Consider the following 22,354-nt stretch of genomic DNA (forward strand, 5'->3'; position numbering starts at 1 on the left):
AACTGTCCTTATGGGGTTGCCGGTGCCAGTGGCATCGGGTCGTTACCGGGTTTGCGGTCAAACAGGATGGCATTGGGCTGCTCATTCAGCGTACGCACCAGCGGCTGGACTTCGCGCAAGACCTTTTCCAGCCGTTGCAGGGTGCTGCTCAGCTCCTGGTAAGCTGGTGACTCGGGCGACAGGCCTTTGATGGTGGTGCGCAGTTCTTGCATGGTCTGGTTCAGGTTGGCCGGCATTTGCTGGAACTCTGGTTGTGCCACAAACTGGTTCACTTGCTGGCTCAGCGCACGAATCTCCCGCAAGGTTTGCTCGGATTGTTGCAGGTTTTTATCGAGGCCGCTTAATACCGGCTCGACATTGAGCTTATTCAGTTTATCCAGCAGATCAGACAGTTTCTCTTCTATCTGTGCCAGGCTGGTCGCGCTCGTGGGCAACACTGGCAAGCCTTCAAAGGTTTTGGCTTTGTAGTTGACTTTGCGTGCGTGCTTGTCCATGTTCAAGTCGACAAACAATGAGCCTGTGAGCAGGTTGCCAGATTTGAGCGTGGCATGCAGGCCGTTTTTGAGCATGATGCCGAGGCGCGATTTCCACTCATTGAGGTCCGCCTTGCCACTGTCTGCCAGACGGCCAGGTTCGAGATGAATCAGCACCGGAATCGCATAGTTGAAGTCCTGTTTGCGCGCGGGCGAGTTGAATTTCCACGGCACTTGCATCACCGTGCCTACGCGCAAGCCGCGGAACTCGACCGGCGCGCCACTGGAGAGTCCGCGCACCGTATCATCCACCAGAAGCACATATTCCAGATATTGGTCGTAGGTTTGCTGGCGGGCAGCTTCTTCATTGGCATACAGCTCAAAGGTGGTTTCGGACGCCACCGGTTTACCCATGGGCCGGTTGTCGGCATGGCCAAAGCTAACCCCGCCTGCAATCAGCGACTCCACGGTGGGGATGCTGGCCTTGAAGCCTTCGGAATCCAACTTGAGGTCTATGCCAACGGTGGTCCAGAAGCGCGTGTTTTCAGTGATCAACACGTCGTAGGGCTGCTCGATAAACAACTCATGCTGCATTTTGCGTTGCTTGGGGTCAAAGGTGGCGCTCGCCACCCGGCCCACGCGCAGGCCCTGATAGGTGACCGGGTCACCAATGCGCAAGGCGTTGCCGACGGTGCCGATCAAATTAATATGTACGCCGCCGGCGCCATTCAATGAAATGGGGGGTTGGTCGAGCACGGTAAATTCGTCTGTTTCTTCATGACCCTTGCCCGGTTGCAACTGGATGTAGGCGCCTGAGATCACGGTATTGAGGCCGCTGATGCCCTCAAGGCCGATCCGGGGTTTGACTACCCATAATTGCGTATCTTTGACCAGCAGCGGTTGCGCATCTGGCGCGATGCGGGCGATGACCTGGATGTGCCCAAGGTCTTCGGACAGTTTGACTTGCTCGACCAGACCGATATCGACGCTATGTACCTTGATTTTGGTTTTGCCGGCTTCTATGCCTTCGGCGTTGGACATTGAGAGCGTGATTTGCTTGCCAGCACGCGTATAGTTGTCATAAATGAGCCAGCAGCCTATCAGCAACGCGACAATGGGCACGATCCAGATCGGTGAAACCCTGGCCTGCTTGCCTACCCGGGCCAATAAATTGTCATCAGACGTATCAGTCATGTTGTTTTCCTTGAGTATCCCATAACAGGCGCGGATCAAACGCCATTGCGGCCAGCATGGTGGTAATCACCACGGCGCAAAAGGCCAGCGCGGCGGGGCCGGGCAATACCGACATCAGGTTGCCGGACTGGATCAGTGCCACCATGATGGCGACCACAAACACATCCACCATGGACCAGCGGCCGACAAACTCGGTTAGATGATAGAGCCGGGTTTTTTGCAGGGCATTGAGTGGCCCTGGGTGTTTGACCAGCCACGATAGCAGGATTAACACCAGCATTTTGAGGATTGGCACCAGTACACTGGCGACAAAAATTACGACCGCAATCGGTTGCGAGCCATGCTGCCAGAGCTCCATCATACCGCCGATAATGGTGGCTGCATGGCTTTGCCCCAGCGCCGTGGTAATCATCATCGGGTAGGCATTGGCCGGGATATATAAAATGATGGCGGTGAGCAACAGCGCCCAGGTGAACTGCAGGCTGTGCGGCTTGCGCGCATGCAAGAGCGTGCCGCAACGGATACAGCTGGCATGATGGCCTTCGTTATCAGGATGACTAGCCAGGTGGTTGATCAGCCCACAAGTCGGGCAACCGGTGACATGCTGCTCAGCGGCGTTGATGCCGCAACGGATGTCTTCCGGGGTTTCCGGTTCGCCTGCCAGCCGGTACCACAGCCAGTCTATATCCACCGAGCGTGTCGTCATCAGCAAGAGTAGCGCAAACACGCAATACGCCCAGAACGAGGCGCCCAGATGCACATCGGCCATGCCGGTCAGCTTCACCAGGCTGATCAGCGCGGCGACGATAAAAACATCCGCCATCATCCATGGGTGCAGTTGTGAAAACAGGCGCGCAATCACATCGCTGTAGGCTTTGGGTACCGTGCGTAATACATTGGCCTGCATGGCAATCACCCCGGTTAGGTACAAGCCGGGCAGCACGATTGCCGTGCACGCTACAATAAAGGCCACAATGGGTTGATGCGATTGCAACAAGGTGGAGGCGGTTTGTGACAGGGCGATCTGGTTATCCAGCCCGCCGGCATCGACACGGATAAACGGGAACGCCACCGCAATCAACAGCGTGATGAGCGCGCTTGCCGCCAGCGCAATGCTGCGTTGCACCGGATGCAGGTAGCGGCGTGCCAGCACATGACCACAGCGCGGGCAACTGGCGTGCTGACCCGGCCGCAGTACCGGAATGGCACTGACCATGTCACAGGCTGGGCAGGCACGCAAGCGTCGCCATTTTGTCGGTTGCTGGGTCGTCATACAGGGGGTTGCAGGCAGCGGATTGTCAGTTTTTCAACAGGCTGGATACATGCATAGTAATGGGATTGGATTTGATCAGGCAAGAAAAATTCCGTGCTGTAGAGACTCATTAAGATGGACTGATGACAGGAATTGTCTCTTACGGCGGTTTGATGCACACAATTTGTCACCGCATACGCGCTTTGAAATCCCTGTTGTCTCATCCTTTTTGCCATGGTGAAAGGAGTAGGGATGGGGCAAGAAGGATTTTCTGAGCGATGCGCTGCCGGGTGTGCGCAAGCCGACGTATTCAGCAGAGGAGGCGCGCCTGTTTTGATGAGATTCTTAAGTATGCAGGCCTGCCAGGCGCATGCAAAAGCGCAGCAATAAACTGACTACGCCCAATGCCGCAATGCTGGCGAGCCAGATCAGGCATAGCCAGACTACACGCTTGCGCCAGTTGGGGCGTGGGGTGTCTGCCTGAACAGACTTTGTCCCTGTTGTGTGCTTAATGGTAGTGCTCATCTCTATTCACCTTGCCCCTGAAAATATAGTAGCCCCAGGCGGTGTAAATTAAAATAATCGGGATGATCACCAGTGCGCCTATCAATGCAAACATCTGGCTGATATGCGGCGCTGCGGCAGCTTGTATCGGCAAGTCGGGCGGAATGATGTTAGGCCAGATGCTGATGCCCAGCCCGGCATAGCCCAGCAGAACCAGTGCCAGGGTGTAAAGGAACGGGCGGGTTTCAGCTTGCTGGCTCAGGGCTCGCTGCAAGCGGTAAAAACACAATCCCACCAGTAACGGCACGGGAGACAGCCATAACAGATTCGGCATGCTGAACCAGCGCTCAGCAATGCGGCTATCCATCCATGGTGTCCACACGCTGATAATGACAATGATGGCAAACAAGGCGGTGGCGATGTGTTTTGACAGGCGGTAACAGCTGGCCTGTAGCGCGCCATCGGTTTTCATGATCAGCCAGGTGCTGCCGAGCAGGGCATAGGTGACCAGCAGCCCAAGGCCGGTAAACAGCGAAAACGGTGAAATCCAGTCCAGTGAGCCACCCGCATAGGCCTGGTTTGACATGGGGATTCCTTGCAGGTAAGCCCCTAGCGTCATGCCCTGAAAGAAGGTCGCCGCAACCGATCCGCCGGTAAATGCCTTGTCCCAGAAGTGCCTTTCGCTGTCCTTGGCGCGAAACCTGAATTCAAACGCCACCCCTCTAAAGATCAGTGCCATCAGCATCAGCAGCAAAGGCAGCGCAAACGCACTCAAAATCACTGAATAGGCTAAGGGGAAGGCGGCGAGCAAGCCGGCGCCCCCCAACACCAGCCAGGTTTCATTACCATCCCACACCGGGGCCACCGTGTTCATCATGAGGTCACGGTCGCTTTTGTCTTTAAAAAAGGGATAAAGAATGCCTATACCAAGATCAAAGCCATCCATGATGATGTACATCATGATGCCAAACAGAATGATCGCAGCCCATATGAGAGACAAGTCCATTTATTGATCCTTTGATTGATCGTCAGCCTGAGTGCCAGCCTGGTGCTTTGCTGACTGCGCCGAAGCGGGTGTCTTCGTCTCCGGGTGAAACTCAGGGGCCAGCGTAAACGCAGTGGCGTGGTCAAGCTGCGGTGAAATGGCGTCGCCGTGCAGGGCCTCCCCGGTACTAGGGCCTGCTTTGAGCAGCCGGAGCATGAAGCGCGTGCCCATGCCAAACACTAACAGGTAAATGATGACAAACAGGCCCAAGGTCAGTGCCACCTCGCTGGCAGGGTGCGGCGTCACCGCCTCTGCAGTACGCAACACGCCATACACTACCCAGGGCTGGCGGCCGATTTCGGTGGTGAACCAGCCTGCCAGGATGGCAATAATGCCTGCGGGCCCCATGGCCACTGCAAACTTGAGAAACAGCGGCTGTTGATACAGTTGTTGTTTCAAGCGTAGCCACACGGAGGAGAATGCCAGCAAGATCATGAGCAAGCCCAGCGCCACCATCACGCGGAAGGTCCAGAAAATAATGGTGGCATTGGGCCGATCTTGAGGGGCGAATTGCTTGAGTGCAGGAATCTGCTCGGTCAATGAGTGACGCAAAATCAGGCTGCCAAGCACCGGGATTTCGAGGACAAAATGATTCTTTTCCTGTTGCATGTCTGGCCAGGCAAACAGAATCAGCGGCGTCGGTTCATTGCCTTTGTTCTCCCAGTGCGCTTCAATCGCGGCGATTTTGGCGGGTTGGTATTTGAGGGTATTCAAGCCATGCATATCGCCAATAAATGCTTGCAAGGGCGCAATCAGCAGAATCAGCCATAACCCCATGGACAACATTTTACGGATGCTGGCGTGATCCCGCTGCTTGAGCAAGTGCCAGGCAGCTGTCGCCACCACCAGCAAGGCTGTGGCCAGATAGGCACCGATGACCATGTGCATGAGCCGGTAAGGGAATGAGGGATTGAATATGATCTGCCACCAGTCCACCGGCACTACTTTACCGGCGATTAACTCAAAGCCCTGTGGCGTTTGCATCCAGCTATTCGAAGCCAGAATCCAGGTGGCAGAGATCAAGGTGCCAACCGCGACCATCAAGGTTGACAGAAAGTGCAGGCCTGGCCCGACCTTGTTCCAGCCAAACAGCATCACGCCGAGAAAACCCGCCTCAAGGAAGAAGGCGGTAAGCACTTCATAAGCCAGTAAAGGACCGGTCACGCCGCCAGCGACATTGGAGAAGCCTGCCCAGTTGGTGCCAAACTGGTAGGCCATTACGAGGCCAGATACCACGCCCATGCCAAAACATAGCGAGAACACTTTAATCCAGAAGTGGTAGAGATCCAGATACACGCTTTGTTTGGTCATGAGCCAGCGTGCTTCAAGAACTGCCAGGTAGCTGGCCAAACCTATGGTGATGGCCGGGAAGATGATGTGAAACGAAATCGTAAAACCAAACTGGATACGCGCCAGCGTCAGTGCCAAATCAGACATATTGATCTTTCTACCACCTTACCTTCCCGCCGCCGGAGAGGGATATCGCCTGCTGTTGCGGAAATCAACCATATAGACCGTGTCTCCGCCCATTAAGTTTGCCACAGGGCCGTCTGCAAGTAAAAAAATCTATCCTCGGCGTTTGCCTGACAAAGAGATGCCGTTTGATGACTTGTTGGTAAGAGCGCAGGCCCGCATAAGTAAAAAGCCTTGCAACAATGCAAGGCTTTTAGCAGACATCACTCACAAGATTAGTGTTGATCCATGTCTTTTAATAATTGCTGCTGCAGCGCGATCTCGCTAGGCAGTGCGGTGGCAACCATCAACGCGACACTATCGTTAGGCGCTAAACTGGATGCACCATGTTCAGCGGCGGCTTGTTCGGGGATCAAGTCAGCGATATGCAAGGCATCCGCTTGTGGCGGATGATCCGCTGGGGCCGCAAAAGCGGCAAACTCCAGCGGTGATTGCAAGAGGGTAGAAATATCCAGTTCGGTATCGCCCGCCTGTAATGAGGAGAGGACATGTTGCAACAATTGTGCATCAATCGCATCATCACTCGCATGCGGCAGATAGTCCGCCGTCAATTGCGCGCTCAGTGTCATGGTTTGCAGACCTTGCACCTGCAAGCGTTCACCGGTCGCAGTCTCCAGGGAAACCTGGGCGCCATCATGCGCCACAATACGCTCACCCTCGCGTAACCAGTCGCCGGCGATCAGTGGCCGGTGCTGGCCCATTGCGTTGACTGCCTCGACCTGACCATCCAGGTGTGAAATTTTTGCCACCATGCTATGCATCTTTATTCTCCTGGAAATATTATATCCTCATAACCTTACATGCCTAAGTCTGTCAAGCTTGGACAAGCTGAATATTACAAAAATTTGCCGAAAATTTGCAGCGTGAGTGGCATTTTGCAGGTGGCTGGCCTGTGGCCAAAAAAATATAAAATATTTCGCAAAAAGTGGTTGACCAAGGGGCGTGGTCTCAGTAATATAGCGCCTTCAAACGACGTACCGATTCCTCAATAGCTCAGTCGGTAGAGCGCCGGACTGTTAATCCGTAGGTCCCTGGTTCGAGCCCAGGTTGAGGAGCCAAATAGAAAAAGGCCTTGCAGAAATGCGAGGCCTTTTTGCTTTTCTGCAGCATTGCCTAGCGCTTCGCAATATCGGATCACCTTATCCTGATGCATTCTTTATCTCTCTCTTTGTTTATTTTGCAAACGCCTGATCATTGCTGTTTGCTTCCAAAGGCTTTCCTGCGCATGTCAAACAAGAATAACCTGTGTGAGGAGGAATCACTTGGAGCGTTGGTCGCTTGCTTGGTATGATGTGGTTTTTATATTTGCATAAATGTAATTGTGAATGTCTGTGCTGTTGTTTGTGCTTATGTGTGGCTGTTAACCAGCGCCTTTGTTTCGGAGGCTTCTGAAGAAGCGCTGTTTCTTGAGTCGGATGCTGCACATAGTGACCGTGTGTTGAGAGTGCCTGAGCCTATGGTCTATGATCTGGTGCGACCGTTGGGGGTGAAGCAGGGAGATCTGGAGGTGAATGCGCTGGTGGATGTGAGTGCGGCGACCGGGGATGTCAGCTGGGCGCCTGAGCTTGAATATGGCCTGGCGGACGACATTGGGGTGGAGTTGGAATTGCCTATCGAGAATACGCGGCACGAACGGTATAAATTGGCCATTCAGCAGACGCTGCAGGTTTCTTCTGCGCGTGGCATGGCCACCGGTTGGCAGGCTTTTGTTGATATGCATAAACATAGTAAAGCTGTTTCTGTCGATGCAACCTATATTGTCGCCAAGCGATGGACTGAGCCATGGTCGTCGCTGAGTATGTTGGGACTGCGTGTACAGGATGTCAATCGGCGTGCCAGGACTGGCTATTTGTTTAATCACTCGGTGTTTTATGATGCATCGACGCGAGTGACCTTGGGCATGGAAATAAATCAGGAAATCAGCCGCGGCGGTACTTGGCGTTACCGATTGACGCCACAAGTACATTTCGATGCGAGCGAGCGTTATACCTTGCAGATGGGCATGGCAGTCTCGACCTTGAACCCTGCGCAAAGCGCAGAAAAATTATGGAGTTTTAGGCTGATACGCTTGTTTTGAGCTTTAAACTGGTTTTGTGACAGTTGTTGCGATGCAAAAGCAAAAAGCGCCCGCAGGCGCTTTTTGGTGACTATATTTGGGACGATCTTGTTAAACCTTAAGTGCGTGCTCGATGCGGTCTAATGCTTCGCGCAAGTTTTCCATGCTGGTGGCAAACGAGATGCGGAAGTAGCCTTCTGCGCCAAAGGCTGAGCCTGGGACAACCGCGACATTGTGTTCTTCAAGCAGGTATTCTGCCAGCGCCATATCGGTGGTTTCCTTGATTTTGCCAGCCTGGTGCAGGTTGGCAATGGCCTGGCGTGCATCCGGGAAGGCATAGAATGCGCCGCCTGCCATCAGGCAGCTCAAGCCTGGCATGGCGTTAAAACGATCCACCACATATTTGTGGCGTTCGCGGAAGGCGGCAACCATGGGCTTGATGCAGTCCTGAGAACCACTTAATGCTGCCTCGGCCGCATATTGCGAAATTGAGGTCGGGTTGCTGGTGGATTGGCTTTGCAGGATTTCCATCGCCTTGATGATGTAGGCCGGGCCTGCGGCATAACCGATACGCCAGCCGGTCATGGAGTAAGCTTTTGACACCCCATTGAGCACAATGCAGCGGTCTTTGAGGCCTGGCGCGGCATTGAGGATGTTGTGGAATTTTTCGCCGGTCAGGTTGACGTGTTCATACATGTCATCAGTTGCGACCAGCACATGTGGATGTTTGAGCAGCACCTCGCCCAGCGCCTTGAGCTCATCCAGGCTATAGACTGCGCCAGTTGGGTTGGAAGGTGAGTTAAACATCACCAGTTTGGTTTTGCTGTTGATCGCTGCTTCAAGTTGCGCGGGCAGTAGTTTAAAGCCTTGCTCAATCCCGCATTCGATAATCACCGGTTTTGCCTCTGCGACCATGGCAATGTCGGCATAGCTCACCCAGTAGGGGGCAGGCACGATGACTTCGTCGCCTGGGTTTAACACCGCCAGACACAGGTTGAAAATGGTTTGTTTGCCGCCGACGCCAACAATCACTTCATTGGCTGCGTAATCAAAGCCATTTTCGTTCTTGAATTTGTTGACGATGGCTTTTTTGAGGGCGGGAATCCCGCTCACAGGGGTGTATTTGGTGTAACCGGCGTCAATCGCTGCCTTGGCTGCATCTTTAATATGTTGTGGCGTGTCGAAATCAGGTTCGCCTGCCGCTAGGCCTATGATAGGACGGCCCTCAGATTTGTATTTGGCCGCTTTGGCTGTAATGGCCAGGGTGGGCGATTCTTTAATGGATAACACGCGTGCGGACAGCACGTTGGCAGCAGCTTGGTTCAAGATCACTTCCTTGTTGGGTCGTATGCTTAATAAGCAGGCTGCATATGCAGCCTGCAAAAAAATGAAAAACGCAATATTTTACGCAAAAACAAGCGGATAGGGAAGTGAAAGGCGCGCAAAAAGCGCGCCTGGTGTTTTAAGCTGGCCGCCCAGAGCGGTGCATTGATTCGAAAATGATGACGGGCTCATTTAACATTGTTTGCCGCAGCCGAGATAAGCCTGGTAGACGGGCACCAGGGTGGGATCTATTTGTTGTAGCTGGCCCTCAATCTCATGCACGGTGTGTTGGTCGCCCAGTTTCTGGGCCATTTCACCACGTCTAAACCAGGCCTCAACAAACTGTTTGTCCAGTTTGACGGCTTGGCTAAAGGCGGAGGCGGCGACATCAAAGTGCTTGAGTGACATTTCTGCCAGCCCCAGACTAAACCAGGCATCTGGGCTACTTGTTTCTTGCTGGGTCCAAAGCTGGCTGACTTGTGCCAGTGCAGGCCAATCTTGACGGGACTCGGGCACGGCAGCACGCATATAGTAGGGTTTTTTGTCTTCGTCTTCCTCCCACAATGCTTTGCCTGACACTGGAAAGACGTTGCTGGCTGGCATTTTCTCCAGGGTCTCCAGCCACTCGACGGGCAATGCAAAGTGAATGCTGCCACCATTGCCTGCCGTTTTAAAGGTATTGATGCCCACCAGTTTGCCATCCATGTCAAACAAGCCGCTGCCGCTGGCTCCCATGAGGAACTTGGCGCTGCTGCGGATCATATTGCCGGCAGGCGTGGGATACAAGCCCTGAATTTCACCAATAGAGGTGATCGGTGCAGGCACACCATTTGAGTGTCCAATCGCGGTGATTTCCTGGCCGCGACTCAAGGCCAGGCTGTTGCCGCGCGGGACTGGCTTGAAGGGCATATGGCTAGTGGTCACCAGACACAAATCATGCCAGGCATCTGCGCGTACGCTGGTGATTGGGTAGCTGTCTTCGCCACGCGAGACCCAGGGCTGTTTGGTTGCGCGCAAGACATGGCAATTTGTGACCACTGAATTGTCGCTGACGACCACGCCGGAACCATAGGCCATGCCACCTTCCTGGTTGTAGCCGCGGATCATGACCACGCCAAAGTAAGCTTCCATCAGGGCTTGCTGATTGTAGGCTTGCGCCGCTGGTGTACCGAGTGCCAGAATGGCTATTAAAAGGAATTTCACGCGACCCCCAAAAAATATGATTCATTGTGGTTTAACTGACTGGTGCTTGCGATAAAAGTTCAGGCGCAAAGTAGTTGAGAAAATTGTAAATCATATGCCTGCCTGCGCAAAAGCAGTTAAAATAGAACGTATATTATTTATCCCTTGCACAGACTGTTGTTGTGATCGTCACTTTCCCAGGTAGTAAATATGAATTACACCAGCCCTTTCCGCCGGCTGGGGATCAACCACAGGCAATTGAAAAATTGACGCAGGGGATCCATGACGGCCTCAAGTTTCAAACCTTGCTGGGGGTGACAGGCTCTGGCAAGACCTACACCATGGCGAACGTGATTGCGCGCACCGGCAAACCGGCGATTGTCATGGCACCGAATAAAACCTTGGCGGCACAGCTTTATAGCGAGTTCCGCGAGTTTTTTCCCAATAATGCCGTCGAGTATTTCGTCAGCTATTACGATTATTACCAACCTGAAGCCTACGTGCCTTCGCGCGACCTGTTTATCGAAAAAGACTCCAGCATCAACGAACACATTGAGCAGATGCGTTTGTCAGCGACCAAAGCATTGCTCGAGCGCGAAGATGCCGTGATTGTGGCCACTGTTTCGGCCATTTACGGTATTGGCGATCCGGGTGAGTACCATGGCATGGTGTTGCATATTCATCAGGGTAAAAAGATTGCACAAAAAGACATTGTTGCGCACCTGATTGCTATGCAGTATGACCGCAACGACTTTGACTTTAGCCGGGGCTGCTTCCGTGTCCGGGGCGACATTATTGACGTGTTCCCTTCAGAGAACAGTGAAACGGCGGTCAGAATCAATCTGTTTGATGACGAGATTGATACCATTCAGTTGTTTGATCCGCTGACGGGCCAGATTTTTAACAAGATACACAATTTCCGTATTTTCCCGTCCAGCCATTATGTGACCGCGCGTGAAGCGACGGTAAGGGCCATGGAAACCATCAAGGAAGAACTGCGTCAGCGCGTCAGTTTTTTCCTGAGTGAAAACAAGCTGGTAGAAGCGCAGCGCATCGAACAGCGCACGCGTTTTGACCTCGAAATGCTTAACGAAATCGGCTTTTGCAAAGGCATTGAAAATTACAGCCGTCATTTGACGGGCCGCAACCCCGGCGACCCGCCGCCGACGCTGATTGATTACCTGCCCGCTGAAGCGCTGATGATCATAGACGAGAGCCATGTGACCGTGCCGCAAATTGGCGGTATGTATCTGGGTGATCGCTCACGCAAGGCTAACCTGGTGGATTATGGCTGGCGCCTGCCCTCGGCCATGGATAATCGTCCGCTCAAGTTTGAAGAGTTTGAGCGTATTATGCGGCAATGCGTATTTGTCTCGGCCACCCCTGCCAATTACGAAAAAGAGCATCAGCAGCAAGTGGTGGAAATGATTGCTCGGCCAACCGGACTGGTAGACCCTGAAATTACCGTCAAACCTGCCGATACTCAGGTAGATGATCTGCTCGGCGAGATCAAACGCTGTGTCGCCGTGGGCGAACGCGTGCTAGCAACAACCCTGACCAAGCGCATGGCTGAAGACCTGACGGATTACCTGAGCGAACATGGCGTCAAGGTCCGCTATTTGCATAGCGATATTGATACGGTGGAACGCGTGGAAATCATCCGTGACTTGCGCCTGGGGGAGTTTGATGTGCTGGTCGGCATTAACCTGCTACGTGAGGGCCTGGACATCCCCGAGGTGTCGCTGGTGGCCGTGCTGGATGCCGATAAAGAGGGCTTTTTGCGCTCTGAGCGGTCATTGATTCAAACGGCGGGCCGTGCGGCGCGTAATTTGAATGGGCGCGTCATTTTTTATGCCAATAGCATCACACGCAGCATGAAGCTGGCGATGGATGAAGGGGACCGCCGCCGCAAGATTCAATTGGCGTTTAACGCCGAGCATGGCATTACGCCCAAAGGCGTCACCAAGCGCATTAAAGACATCATTGATGGCGTCTATGACAAGGATGAGGCCCAGCGTGAACGCAAGGCTGCGCAGGAACAGGCCAGCTATGAAAGCATGAGCGAAAAAATGCTGACTAAGGAAATCAAGCGCATTGAAAAAGCCATGCACGACGCGGCCAAAAACCTTGAGTTCGAAAAGGCGGCCCAATTCAGGGATCAACTCAAAAAACTCAAGTTACAGGCCTTTGGTGCCGAAGTAGAAGATTTGAAATGAGCATAGTAAACACCTGTATTGGATCAATCGCTGCCGTGTGCACCACGTTAGCCTTTATCCCACAAGTTTTGCAATCATGGCGTACCAGGGATTTAAGCGGCATCTCGTTGCCGATGTACACCATTTTCACTTCTGGCGTGGTGTTATGGCTGATTTATGGTCTCTTGATCGGAGATTGGCCGGTGATTATCGCCAATGCGGTGACGGCATTGCTGGCAGGGACTGTTCTTTGCTTAAAGTTGAAATCTATATTAAAAATTTGAGTCACACCTTTATTCTTTTGTTATAACTATTTTTATTTATTAGGATACGACCATGAAAAAAATTACAAAAGCAGTCTTCCCGGTGGCAGGGCTAGGGACCCGATTTTTGCCAGCGACCAAGGCTAGCCCTAAGGAAATGCTGCCTGTCGTCGATAAGCCGCTGATTCAATATGCAGCCGAAGAGGCGATTGCCGCTGGCGCAACCGAGTTAATTTTTATCACTGGTCGCAACAAACGTTCGATTGCGGACCACTTTGACAAGGCCTATGAACTGGAAGCTGAACTCGAGGCTGCCGGCAAGCAAAAACTGCTGGATATCGTGCACAGCATTCTGCCCAAAGGCGTCAGCTGCGTCTTTATCCGCCAGTCACAAGCATTGGGCCTGGGACATGCTGTGCTTTGCGCCAAGCCTGTGGTCGGGGATGAGCCATTTTCAGTCTTACTTGCGGACGATTTGCTGGTTGGTGATGTATCCATCACCAAGCAAATGGTAGACATGTATGAAGAGCAGCAATGCTCCATTTTGGGCATTGAAACGGTTGCACCGGAAGAAACCAGCAGCTATGGTGTGGTGGATGCCGTGGCAAAAACCGATGACTTGCTCGAAGTGAAAGGCATGGTAGAAAAACCAAAACCGGAAGAAGCGCCTTCCAACCTGGCCGTGGTCGGTCGTTATGTGTTGAGCCCACGCATTTTTGAGTGCCTGGAGCACGTCAAGCCAGGCAAAGGCGGCGAAATTCAGCTGACAGACGGTATTTCTGCCTTGATGCAGTACGAGAAAGTCATGGCGTACCGCTACAAGGGCAAACGCTATGATTGCGGCAGCAAACTCGGCTTTATGCAGGCCAACGTTGAGTTGGGTCTCAAACATCCCGAAATCGCCGACAGCTTCAGAGCGTATCTGAAAACCCTGAGCCTCTAACGCGCATGGTTGCACCGCAGGATCAACCGCCGGCGCACTGGCTGGCGCAGTCGCAGGTGGTATTTACCGCAGAAGAGGTCAACGCCGCCATGGAGCGCGTTGCGTTACAGTTGCAGCAGCGCATGCAAGACCTTGCTAGCGAAAGCATCGTGTTGCTTTGCGTGATGCGTGGCGGCCTTTATCTGGCCGGTCAATTAATGGCGCGACTCAATCTGCCAGCACGAATAGACTACTTGCAGGCCAATCGCTATCACGGCACGGCTGGCCATGAAATTGTCTGGAGCAAGCAGCCCGAGTTAGACCTGCGTGACCAAACTGTGCTGATTGTGGACGATATTCTGGATGAGGGGATTACCTTGGCAGAAGTGGTGCGCTTTTGCCATGCGGCAGGTGCGCGCCACGTGCTCACCGCGGTGCTGACTGAAAAAGACAATGGCTTGCAAAAGCCATTGCAAGCCGATGTGGTCGGGTTGGTGGTGCCAAACCGCTACGTATTTGGCTGCGGCATGGACGTGTATGGCTGGTGGCGCAATTTGCCCGAGATTCGTGCTTTAATCTAGTCACCGCATGCATTGCACGCTGCTCTGCTCAATCCTGTTTTTTCTTAGAACGCATCCTTCTTCTTAAATAGATTTGCTAACGGAGAGGCGCGTTGCCTTTCCATTAGCAATTTATCAGGCTGATGCTCTGGCGCATGATCAATTTTTGCGCGGCGGGAAAATGCTTTTTTTCACCAACGCATGCACGCCCCAGTTGCCATCCACCACCTGCGTAATGCCAAAGTCAACCGCAATTGACATCAGTGAGATCGCCTCGTCTTCACTCAATCCTTGGGTAGTCATCAAGAAATCGCGCATTTTGCGGTAGGCATCGCGCAAGGCTAAATCGACCGAGGATTTGGCAAAAATACTATTCTGCGCATCTGGCCCCAAGTCCGCCAGGTAGTTTGGATAACTGAATCCATGAAGCAGCCATTCATCTTGCGTTTCCAGCAGTGGATATTTCAGGCTTTCCAGTGCCGTGCCGGGCAGGCTGGCTTTTTTATGCAAAATCAGCTGAAAAGTGCCGGTCAGAGAACACTCGATGGCCGTGCCACACAGCTCGGAATCGCCTTGTGACGCATGCGGATCGCCGACCGAAAATAAGCCGCCTGACACCGATACCGGGTAGTAGAGCGTGGCGCCTTTACCAATGCGCCAGTTATCTATGTTGCCGCCGGTGTAGTTGGGAGGAATCGAGTTGACCATGTCAGCTTCACTTGGCGCGACCCCCATAGTACCGAAGTGCGGACGGATAGGGATACGGACGTTTTTCAGTACATTATGATTTTCTTTGATGGTTTTATGGTCGACCGGGACGCCTGGGTAGTCAATGATGGGGTGCACAATTCCGAATGGATCGGTTTGTGGCGTCCAGCGGAAGTTATACACTGCGGACGCATAGTTTCTTTCGCCGGTCGCATCGACTTCATAAATGGTGATCACTTCACGTTTTTTCGGCTCCTCTATCGTGTCACCGTAATGAAATCCCCACCAGGCGGCAGCATTACTGCCAAAGGCCTTGCCCTTGTACAAGGGGTTAGCGCTAGGTCTGGGAGTGACATCCACAATGCGGACTTCCAGAATATCACCCGGCTCAGCGCCCTTAACTGCAATCGGCCCGGTACAAATATGGACACCTAAGCCACCCCCTGCGCCCACTTTGGCATTCATGGCGCCTATCCCGCGCCGGTCTACTCCTTTGCGTTTGCTATCCCAGTAAAACACACTTTCTGCGCCCGCATCGCCTCTCACCATCCGTTCGGCATCATCATTGGCATGGTGGGTCAGGGTTTCCAGGGTCACATAGTCCCCAGACTCGACCTCAATTAACGGTTTGAGGGATTTACTGAAAAATCCCCAATGGACCGTTTTGTCATTGGCAGGGACATAAAAATGATTGGCGCGGCCCGTACCGACCTTGGGACTCTGGGCAAAGGCGTTTGACGACATGGTAATCCCCATCGCGCCAAGCGCGGCAGTGGTGCTGCCGACGGCAAAGGCATCTTTTAAAAAAGACCTCCTTGCCTCGTGAAACTCTTCTTTGATGTGTGCTTCATTACCTGGGGTAACGCCATGCTGACAACCGGGACTACAAGTATGCTCTAACATATTGAAAGACTCCACTGGGTTAAGAATGTGCAAGTGAGCTCGTTAACATGGCGCTGCTAGGCGTGATAGTCGTTGGCTCAAGGAACAAGGCTTGAGAGCGGCTGAATGACGGATAAGAGGTGTGCATGCCGCCTATTGGGGGCTGGCTGAATATGGGGAAGTTGCGCTCTATGACCTGTTACTCTTTTGCGCTGACCACCGATCTCGCGGGCCTGAAGAAAAGAGAAACAGAAGGGCTGATCACCATTGCACGGTTTACTGCCAAGCTTGTTTGTTACTATGCTCGCACCGAAGTCATCGTTGATTAATACGTTAAACAACGTAGTCGAGCTTGATGCAGGATCAGGCCGTTATTGATGACAAGGGACTGTCGGATCAGTCAGGACGGGACATGAGCGCTTGCTAGAACTATTGCGACGATCAGACGAGATCAAACATGACGCTTTAAATATATATTGATCAATTATTTATCGTATATCATTAAGTATCTCAAAACATGAGCACAGCCATGAAATTTGTTCTGTATACAAGCGTATTAAACCAAGAGCACTACGACGTATTGGTGGTGCCTGAGATCGTTAAAACTGCGCGTGCTGCAAACAGCCGTGATGGAATTACCGGTGTATTACTGTTTGATGGCTTAAATTTCACGCAATATTTTGAAGGAGAAGCGTCCAGTGTCGATGCGCTGCTAGCGAATATCCTGCGTGATCGGCGACACAAAAATATCGTGATGATCCTCAGCGGTGATCTGCCAGAGAGGCTATATGCTGACTGGGGAATGGGCTATATTGATATCAGCGACAATCAATTTGATATGGCCGCATGTCTTGCCGCGGCTGACTTTTCTGTAAACAGCTTCAAGCAAAAAATGAGTCGACTCGATGTCGAGTAGTGTGGTTGTTCTAAGCAAATAGAATGAATGGGTGAACATTAAACAGGCGTGACTAAAATGTCATCAGAATCCAGCTACGGATTTCTCATGCCTGAGATGACTGGCGGAGAAGGGGGGATTCGAACCCCCGATACGCTTTCACGTATGCCTGATTTCGAGTCAGGTACATTCAACCAGCTCTGCCACTTCTCCGGGAGGTCTTGCGTAATCATTGCGATCAGCAAGCCTTGATAAGGGCGCTAGTCTACACTGTGGTGGCCTCGCGCTTCAACAAAAATATGCAAGCAGTGTTACGCAACAGCTGATTTAGTTCAGCGGTAGCACCATCTGCACGACCAGGCCGGATTCAGGGGCTGTCTTGTTGTTCAGTGTCATTTTCCCGCCGTGTTTTTCAACAATCATTCGTGCAATGGCCAGGCCCAGGCCGGTGCCACCGGTCTGGCGGGAGCGGGAGTCCTCCAGGCGCCGGAACGGTTCCAGCACGCTGGTTAGGGCAGATTCAGGAATGCCTGGACCATTGTCCGAGACGGTACAGATGACTTGTTTACCTTTGACTTGAATGGATAAGGCAGGCGTTTTTGCATAGGCAATGGTATTGTTGAGCAGGTTGGTGAGGCAGCGTGTGAGCAAATGGGCAGAGCCCATGACGGTGATTGCCTGTTCGGGTAGTGTTTTTTGAATGGCTTGGCCTGCGTCTTCAAAGTCGTCGCAAACAGCCGTCGCCAGGGCGGTGAGATCCACTTTGTTTTTGTGGATGTTTTCACCACACAGGCGCGCAAAATCCAGTCCTTCCCGGACCATTTCCTGGGTGGCGGTCAGGTCTTTGATCAGTCCCTGCTTGAGTTCTGGGTCTTTGACTTTTTCGAGGCGCAAGCGCAGACGGGTCAACGGTGTTTGCAGGTCATGCGCGATGGCCCCCAGAATAAAGCCACGCTCCTGAATATGCTTGAGGATGCTGCGTTGCATTTCATTAAAGGCTTTGGCGGCATGGCGGACCTCTGTCGAGCCTTTATTTTCTGGCAGTGGCGGGTGCTCGATATTATGGGCGAGCTGCAAGGCCGCATCGGCCAGTTTACGCAGGGGTCTGGTGGCTACGGAGGCGACGGTCCAAATGATCAGCAATAAGCCGAGGAAGGCCAGTAAAATGGCTAAAGGGTTGCGTTCGTGCGGTGGCGGTGGTCTATGGCCGCCATAGTGCAGAGTGATCACTATCGGTGTCTGGTCTTCAAGGTGGGTGTAAATGGCCAGACATTGCCCATGCGGACGAGGCGGCGGCGAGAAACCCATGGCAGACGGCGGCGGCAGTGTCATGCGGCGTGGAGCACAATTACTGAGGGGAACCAGGTCAATCATGTCTGCCACTTCTGGCACCAGCAAGGTATTCAAGTGCGCCAGTTCTGCGGGTAAGGCGGGCACCTGTGAAGGTTTGTTGGCGCCAATGGTGACGTGGCTGCCCATACGCTTAAACACATCTTGAATCTCGACGCGTTTTTCGGGGACGGTGGCTTCAAGTATGCGCACCATGCTCTCAATGCGGTCAAAGGCAAATTGGTCGCGCATGCGAGATTCATTTTCTTTAAAGTCCCGCTGTCCCAGCATCCTGACTGTGGTGGCGGTCAATAGAATACCGATCACCGTGATCAGGAAAATACGAACCGACATGGTGCCTAGCCATTTTTTCATCATCTTGTGTATCCGGTCATTGAATGTCACACATTATTTAATGTAACGCACTTCGGCGGTGAGTAAATAGCCTTCGTTGCGTAGCGTTTTGATCATGGATGGATTCTTAGTATCCACTTCAAGTTTATGTCTTAATCTACTGATTTGTAAGTCTATTGACCGGTCAAATGGACCCGCCTCCCGGCCATGCATTTCTTCCATGAGCTGATCTCGGCTCAAGGTGCGGTTGGCATGCAGGAGCATGAAACGCAAGAACTTGAATTCGGCATTGGAGAGGGGAATGCGCGTATGCTGGTTGTCGACCAGGGTACGGTTTTGAATATCCAGAGTCCATTCGTTAAACTCAATGAAACGCAAAAGAGCGTGATCGGTCTGCCATTCGTGATCGGGTTTGCCTGCGCTCTCCAGCATCATGCGCGACCGTCTGACCACGCTACGGATACGCGACAGCAGTTCCAGCGGCTCAAACGGTTTGGCCACGTAGTCATCTGCCCCGGTTTCCAGGCCCATGATGGTATCCAGAGAGCTGGTTCTGGCTGTGAGCATGATGATGGGCAGGAGATGATATTTGCCGGACTCGCGCAGTTCACGGCAGAGCTCAATACCACTCCGCTGCGGCATGTTGATGTCGAGGATAATGACATCAGGCATGCGCTGCTGCAACGCTTGCCACATTTGTGCATGATTGCTGGCTTGTTGTGTGCTGAGTTGATTATCCTGCAAAAAGTCGCACAATAAATCACGGATGGCATCGTCGTCATCAACGACAAGCACATGGGTATCAGGATGGCCGTCAGTCATAAAAGTGTCTCGGACTTGCAAGGGGAGTATTTGAGCACAAAAACCGGCCATTGTGGCCGGTGAGTCTGTGAAACGCGCTGAGATTATTCACGCACAGGTTTTTCGTGATGCGCATTGGCATGATGCGGATGTTGCGGTAAGGCATTTTCATCAAATGCTTTCTTCTGTGCATCATTCAGCTGGGCATAAAATGTACGGATGGCTTTGGCACGTTCAGCCTGACGTGCGTCACGCGCTTTATCCCAGGCTTCCATTTTGTCCAGGCGTTGCAAGGTATTCAGTTTGCTTAACTCTGCAAAGTCCGGATGTTCCTTGTCTTGCGGTTTAATCTGTGCCTGATAGGTTTTCCAGGCATTTTCCTGTGCGCTAGTGAGTTGCAAAATGGTATGCAATTTTTCCTGATGCAGTTCAAAGTGCTCCAGGCGCTGTGCTTGCCAGTTGGCAGGGTCAAATTTGCCTTTACCGCAATCATGGCCATGCTCGGCAAAGGCAGTTCCGCACACCAACACCAAAAGCCCCGCGAATACCAGTTTGTTCAGTTTCATGATGGATCCTTTCAATCACCATTGCGAATTTGCAATGATGATATTAAAACACCCGATTGTATCGGGTGTTTGTCAGGGGTGGTCAGCTGTGTAACGGAATGTATCGTCAGTTTTTAGGCAATCCCCTGGCTGGCTAAATAGTCTTCATAGTTGCCGGTAAAGTCGACAATGCCATCCGCCTTGATTTCGATAATACGGGTGGCAATCGAGCTGACAAACTCACGGTCATGGCTGACAAAAAATAAGGTGCCCTTGTATTTGTCCAGTGCCGTATTCAGCGCTTCAATCGACTCCATGTCCATATGGTTAGTCGGTTCGTCCATCAGCAAAACATTGGTTTTCGCCAGCATTAGTTTGCCGTAAAGCATGCGGCCTTTTTCACCCCCGGACAGCACTTTGACTGATTTTTTAGTGGCTTCGGTCGGGAACAGCAAACGGCCCAGCATGCTGCGCACGGTGTTGTCATCATCGCCTTGCTGGCGTTGCTTGGTCATCCATTCAAACAAGTCTTCACCTTCTGCAAACTCGTATTCATGGTCTTGCGCAAAATAGCCCAGCTTGGCTTTTTCTGCCCATTTGACTTCGCCATGCTTGGGCTGCAAATCCCCGGCCAGGCAACGCAAAAAGGTGGTTTTACCAATGCCGTTTTCACCAATGATGGCGACTTTTTCACCTGCTTCGAAGATCAATTCCACGTTGTTAAACAAGGGTTTGTCAAAGCCATGGCCGAGTTTCTTGAGCTCGACGGCATTGCGGTGCAGCTTCTCTTTGTCGTCAAATTCAAAGCGAATAAACGGATACTGGCGACTAGAGGGTTTAAACTCTTCGACCTTGATTTTATCAATCTGTTTGGCGCGGCTGGTTGCCTGCTTGGCTTTAGACGCATTGGCCGAAAAGCGACGGACAAAGTCCTGCAAGTCTGCAATCTGCTGTTTGGCCTTGGCATTGTCCTTGGCTTGCTGATTACGTGCGGCAATGCTGGCTTCCATGTAATCATCATAGTTACCTGGATAAGAGGTAATCTTGCCGTAATCCATATCACAGGTATGGGTACAGACCTGGTTTAAAAAATGGCGGTCATGAGAAATAATGACCATGGTGCAGTCACGATTATTGACCACATCTTCCAGCCAGCGGATGGTGTTGATGTCCAGGTTGTTGGTCGGTTCGTCCAGCAATAACACATCCGGATTTGCAAACAGGGCTTGTACCAGCAGCACACGCAACTTCCAGCCTGGGGCTACGGCGCTCATCGGGCCATTATGTTGCTCCAGGGGAATGCCTACGCCTAACAGCAATTCGCCAGCACGTGCTTCGGCAGTATAGCCGTCATACTCTGCAAACACGCCTTCCAGTTCGGCGGCACGCATGTAGTCGTCCTCGGTGGCTTCGAGGTTGGCGTAAATCGCGTCACGCTCTTGCATGGCTTTCCACATTTGCTCGTGACCCATCATGACCACGTCCAGCACGCGCTGGTCTTCATAGGCAAATTGGTCCTGCTTCAAAAAAGCCATGCGTTCGTTCGGGTCCAGGCTGACGTTGCCACTGGTAGGCTCCAGCACCCCGGCCAGGATCTTCATAAACGTGGATTTACCACAGCCATTGGCGCCAATCAGACCATAACGGTTGCCATCACCAAATTTGACGGAAACATTTTCAAACAGTGGCTTGGAGCCAAACTGCATGGTGATATTGTTCGCAACTAACATGCAAGAACTCTCAATCAATAATTAAAAAGGTGCGCCTGCTTCAGGCATCGTAATTTTGCTAAAAACGGTTATAAATGACGACTTCATCCATGGCCAATTGGCCACCACGTGGCTTGGCTGCTTCGAGGGCTTTTCCTACCACGACAAACATCACGGGGACATGATCTTCAGGCAAGTTGATTAATTTGGACACAGCCTCAAAATCAAAACCATCCATCGGGCAGGTGTCATAGCCAATTTCTTTGGCGGCCAGCATCAAGGTCATGGCTGCCATGCCGCAAGAACGCATGCCTTCATCGCGTTGTGCCAGAGGTTGATCAGTGTAATAGCCGTGAATGGCCTTGACCAGGTAGTCACTAACCGGCTGTGGCGCGTTGACCCAGTAGCGGGCAGGGTCTTTTTCCCAGGCCTTTAAATCCGCAGTCAGGATAATCAGCAATGAGGCATCGGTGACTTGTGCCTGGTTCCAGCTCACCGCGCGGATCTGATGACGTAACACCGGGTCAGTCACGACCACAAAACGCCAGTGCTGGATGTTAAAAGCGGTCGGGGAGAGCATGGCCAGCGACAAGAGTTGCTGGATTTCTGCCTCTGTCATGCGGTGTGCAGGGTCGTAGGCTTTAATAGAGCGGCGTTGTTCAATTGCTTGGGAAACGTTCATCGTGTTT

The 22,354-nt window shown here is 52.4% G+C and carries 21 protein-coding genes and 2 tRNA genes; 8 read left to right on the top strand and 15 right to left on the bottom strand.

Going from position 1 to position 22,354, the window contains the following annotated elements; translation table 11 throughout:
* Window positions 1–8: 8 nt before the first annotated feature.
* From pqiB to ACT53G_RS05665, 6 genes are all read right to left on the bottom strand, one after another.
* Window positions 9–1,667 carry an intermembrane transport protein PqiB gene (gene pqiB, locus ACT53G_RS05640; RefSeq protein WP_476168915.1) on the bottom strand — a complete coding sequence of 553 codons (1,659 nt, stop codon included), beginning with the start codon at window positions 1,665–1,667 and terminating at the stop codon, window positions 9–11.
* Window positions 1,660–2,940, bottom strand: coding sequence for a PqiA/YebS family transporter subunit (locus ACT53G_RS05645; protein WP_476168916.1), 1,281 nt, complete (start codon window positions 2,938–2,940; stop codon window positions 1,660–1,662). The genes pqiB and ACT53G_RS05645 overlap by 8 nt, the downstream gene beginning before the upstream one ends.
* Window positions 2,941–3,264: 324 nt before the next feature.
* Window positions 3,265–3,444 carry a DUF2474 domain-containing protein gene (locus tag ACT53G_RS05650; RefSeq protein WP_476168917.1) on the bottom strand — a complete coding sequence of 60 codons (180 nt, stop codon included), beginning with the start codon at window positions 3,442–3,444 and terminating at the stop codon, window positions 3,265–3,267.
* A complete protein-coding gene (cydB, locus tag ACT53G_RS05655) occupies window positions 3,428–4,429 on the bottom strand; it encodes a cytochrome d ubiquinol oxidase subunit II (RefSeq protein ID WP_476168918.1) in 1,002 nt (333 codons plus the stop codon). The genes ACT53G_RS05650 and cydB overlap by 17 nt, the downstream gene beginning before the upstream one ends.
* Window positions 4,430–5,905 carry a cytochrome ubiquinol oxidase subunit I gene (locus ACT53G_RS05660; RefSeq protein WP_194747913.1) on the bottom strand — a complete coding sequence of 492 codons (1,476 nt, stop codon included), beginning with the start codon at window positions 5,903–5,905 and terminating at the stop codon, window positions 4,430–4,432.
* 251 nt (window positions 5,906–6,156) lie between these two features.
* The gene (locus ACT53G_RS05665) at window positions 6,157–6,702 is read right to left on the bottom strand and encodes a hypothetical protein (protein ID WP_476168919.1); all 546 of its coding nucleotides are present in this window, start codon (window positions 6,700–6,702) and stop codon (window positions 6,157–6,159) included.
* Window positions 6,703–6,923: 221 nt separating this feature from the next.
* On the opposite strand from ACT53G_RS05665, the gene ACT53G_RS05670 reads away from it, so the two are divergent.
* Together ACT53G_RS05670 and ACT53G_RS05675 are read left to right on the top strand one after the other, a co-directional pair.
* Window positions 6,924–6,999, top strand: a tRNA-Asn gene (locus ACT53G_RS05670).
* 293 nt (window positions 7,000–7,292) lie between these two features.
* Window positions 7,293–8,018, top strand: a complete 726-nt coding sequence (locus tag ACT53G_RS05675; RefSeq protein ID WP_476168920.1) for a hypothetical protein — start codon at window positions 7,293–7,295, stop codon at window positions 8,016–8,018.
* 90 nt (window positions 8,019–8,108) lie between these two features.
* Here ACT53G_RS05675 and ACT53G_RS05680 read toward each other — a convergent pair whose 3' ends face one another.
* Window positions 8,109–9,323 carry a pyridoxal phosphate-dependent aminotransferase gene (locus ACT53G_RS05680; protein WP_379075832.1) on the bottom strand — a complete coding sequence of 405 codons (1,215 nt, stop codon included), beginning with the start codon at window positions 9,321–9,323 and terminating at the stop codon, window positions 8,109–8,111.
* Between the two features lie 189 nt (window positions 9,324–9,512).
* Complete coding sequence (locus tag ACT53G_RS05685; protein ID WP_476168921.1) at window positions 9,513–10,523, bottom strand: trypsin-like peptidase domain-containing protein; 1,011 nt, start codon at window positions 10,521–10,523, stop codon at window positions 9,513–9,515.
* Window positions 10,524–10,684: 161 nt separating this feature from the next.
* Here ACT53G_RS05685 and uvrB point away from each other — a divergent pair, with 161 nt between their 5' ends.
* From uvrB to ACT53G_RS05705, 4 genes are read left to right on the top strand one after another with little or no spacing between them, the layout of a single operon-like run.
* Window positions 10,685–12,718, top strand: coding sequence for an excinuclease ABC subunit UvrB (gene uvrB / locus ACT53G_RS05690; protein ID WP_194747899.1), 2,034 nt, complete (start codon window positions 10,685–10,687; stop codon window positions 12,716–12,718).
* Complete coding sequence (locus ACT53G_RS05695) at window positions 12,715–12,981, top strand: SemiSWEET transporter (protein ID WP_313987966.1); 267 nt, start codon at window positions 12,715–12,717, stop codon at window positions 12,979–12,981. The genes uvrB and ACT53G_RS05695 overlap by 4 nt, the downstream gene beginning before the upstream one ends.
* A 52-nt stretch (window positions 12,982–13,033) precedes the next feature.
* Complete coding sequence (galU, locus tag ACT53G_RS05700) at window positions 13,034–13,903, top strand: UTP--glucose-1-phosphate uridylyltransferase GalU (protein ID WP_194747895.1); 870 nt, start codon at window positions 13,034–13,036, stop codon at window positions 13,901–13,903.
* Between the two features lie 5 nt (window positions 13,904–13,908).
* Window positions 13,909–14,463 carry a hypoxanthine-guanine phosphoribosyltransferase gene (locus tag ACT53G_RS05705; RefSeq protein ID WP_476168922.1) on the top strand — a complete coding sequence of 185 codons (555 nt, stop codon included), beginning with the start codon at window positions 13,909–13,911 and terminating at the stop codon, window positions 14,461–14,463.
* Between the two features lie 138 nt (window positions 14,464–14,601).
* On the opposite strand, the gene ACT53G_RS05710 is transcribed toward ACT53G_RS05705, so the two are convergent.
* On the bottom strand, window positions 14,602–16,053 hold the full coding sequence (locus ACT53G_RS05710; protein ID WP_476168923.1) for an acetamidase/formamidase family protein: 1,452 nt from the start codon (window positions 16,051–16,053) through the stop codon (window positions 14,602–14,604).
* Between the two features lie 125 nt (window positions 16,054–16,178).
* Between ACT53G_RS05710 and ACT53G_RS05715 the strand changes: the two genes are divergently transcribed.
* Both ACT53G_RS05715 and ACT53G_RS05720 read left to right on the top strand, forming a co-directional pair.
* Complete coding sequence (locus tag ACT53G_RS05715; RefSeq protein ID WP_338654452.1) at window positions 16,179–16,361, top strand: hypothetical protein; 183 nt, start codon at window positions 16,179–16,181, stop codon at window positions 16,359–16,361.
* 188 nt (window positions 16,362–16,549) lie between these two features.
* Window positions 16,550–16,948 carry a BLUF domain-containing protein gene (locus tag ACT53G_RS05720; RefSeq protein WP_476168924.1) on the top strand — a complete coding sequence of 133 codons (399 nt, stop codon included), beginning with the start codon at window positions 16,550–16,552 and terminating at the stop codon, window positions 16,946–16,948.
* 101 nt (window positions 16,949–17,049) lie between these two features.
* On the opposite strand, the gene ACT53G_RS05725 is transcribed toward ACT53G_RS05720, so the two are convergent.
* From ACT53G_RS05725 to ACT53G_RS05750, 6 genes are all read right to left on the bottom strand, one after another.
* Window positions 17,050–17,140, bottom strand: a tRNA-Ser gene (locus tag ACT53G_RS05725).
* 114 nt (window positions 17,141–17,254) lie between these two features.
* Complete coding sequence (locus ACT53G_RS05730) at window positions 17,255–18,634, bottom strand: ATP-binding protein (protein WP_476168925.1); 1,380 nt, start codon at window positions 18,632–18,634, stop codon at window positions 17,255–17,257.
* A gap of 30 nt (window positions 18,635–18,664) precedes the next feature.
* Window positions 18,665–19,432, bottom strand: coding sequence for a response regulator (locus ACT53G_RS05735; protein WP_476168926.1), 768 nt, complete (start codon window positions 19,430–19,432; stop codon window positions 18,665–18,667).
* Window positions 19,433–19,515: 83 nt separating this feature from the next.
* On the bottom strand, window positions 19,516–19,977 hold the full coding sequence (locus ACT53G_RS05740; protein WP_476168927.1) for a Spy/CpxP family protein refolding chaperone: 462 nt from the start codon (window positions 19,975–19,977) through the stop codon (window positions 19,516–19,518).
* Window positions 19,978–20,090: 113 nt separating this feature from the next.
* Window positions 20,091–21,686: an ABC-F family ATPase gene (locus ACT53G_RS05745; protein WP_275355546.1), complete on the bottom strand. Its 1,596-nt coding sequence runs from the start codon at window positions 21,684–21,686 to the stop codon at window positions 20,091–20,093.
* Between the two features lie 58 nt (window positions 21,687–21,744).
* Window positions 21,745–22,347 carry a nitroreductase family protein gene (locus ACT53G_RS05750; RefSeq protein WP_476168928.1) on the bottom strand — a complete coding sequence of 201 codons (603 nt, stop codon included), beginning with the start codon at window positions 22,345–22,347 and terminating at the stop codon, window positions 21,745–21,747.
* Window positions 22,348–22,354: the final 7 nt, after the last annotated feature.

It is taken from the genome of Methylophilus sp. DMC18 (assembly GCF_056314005.1).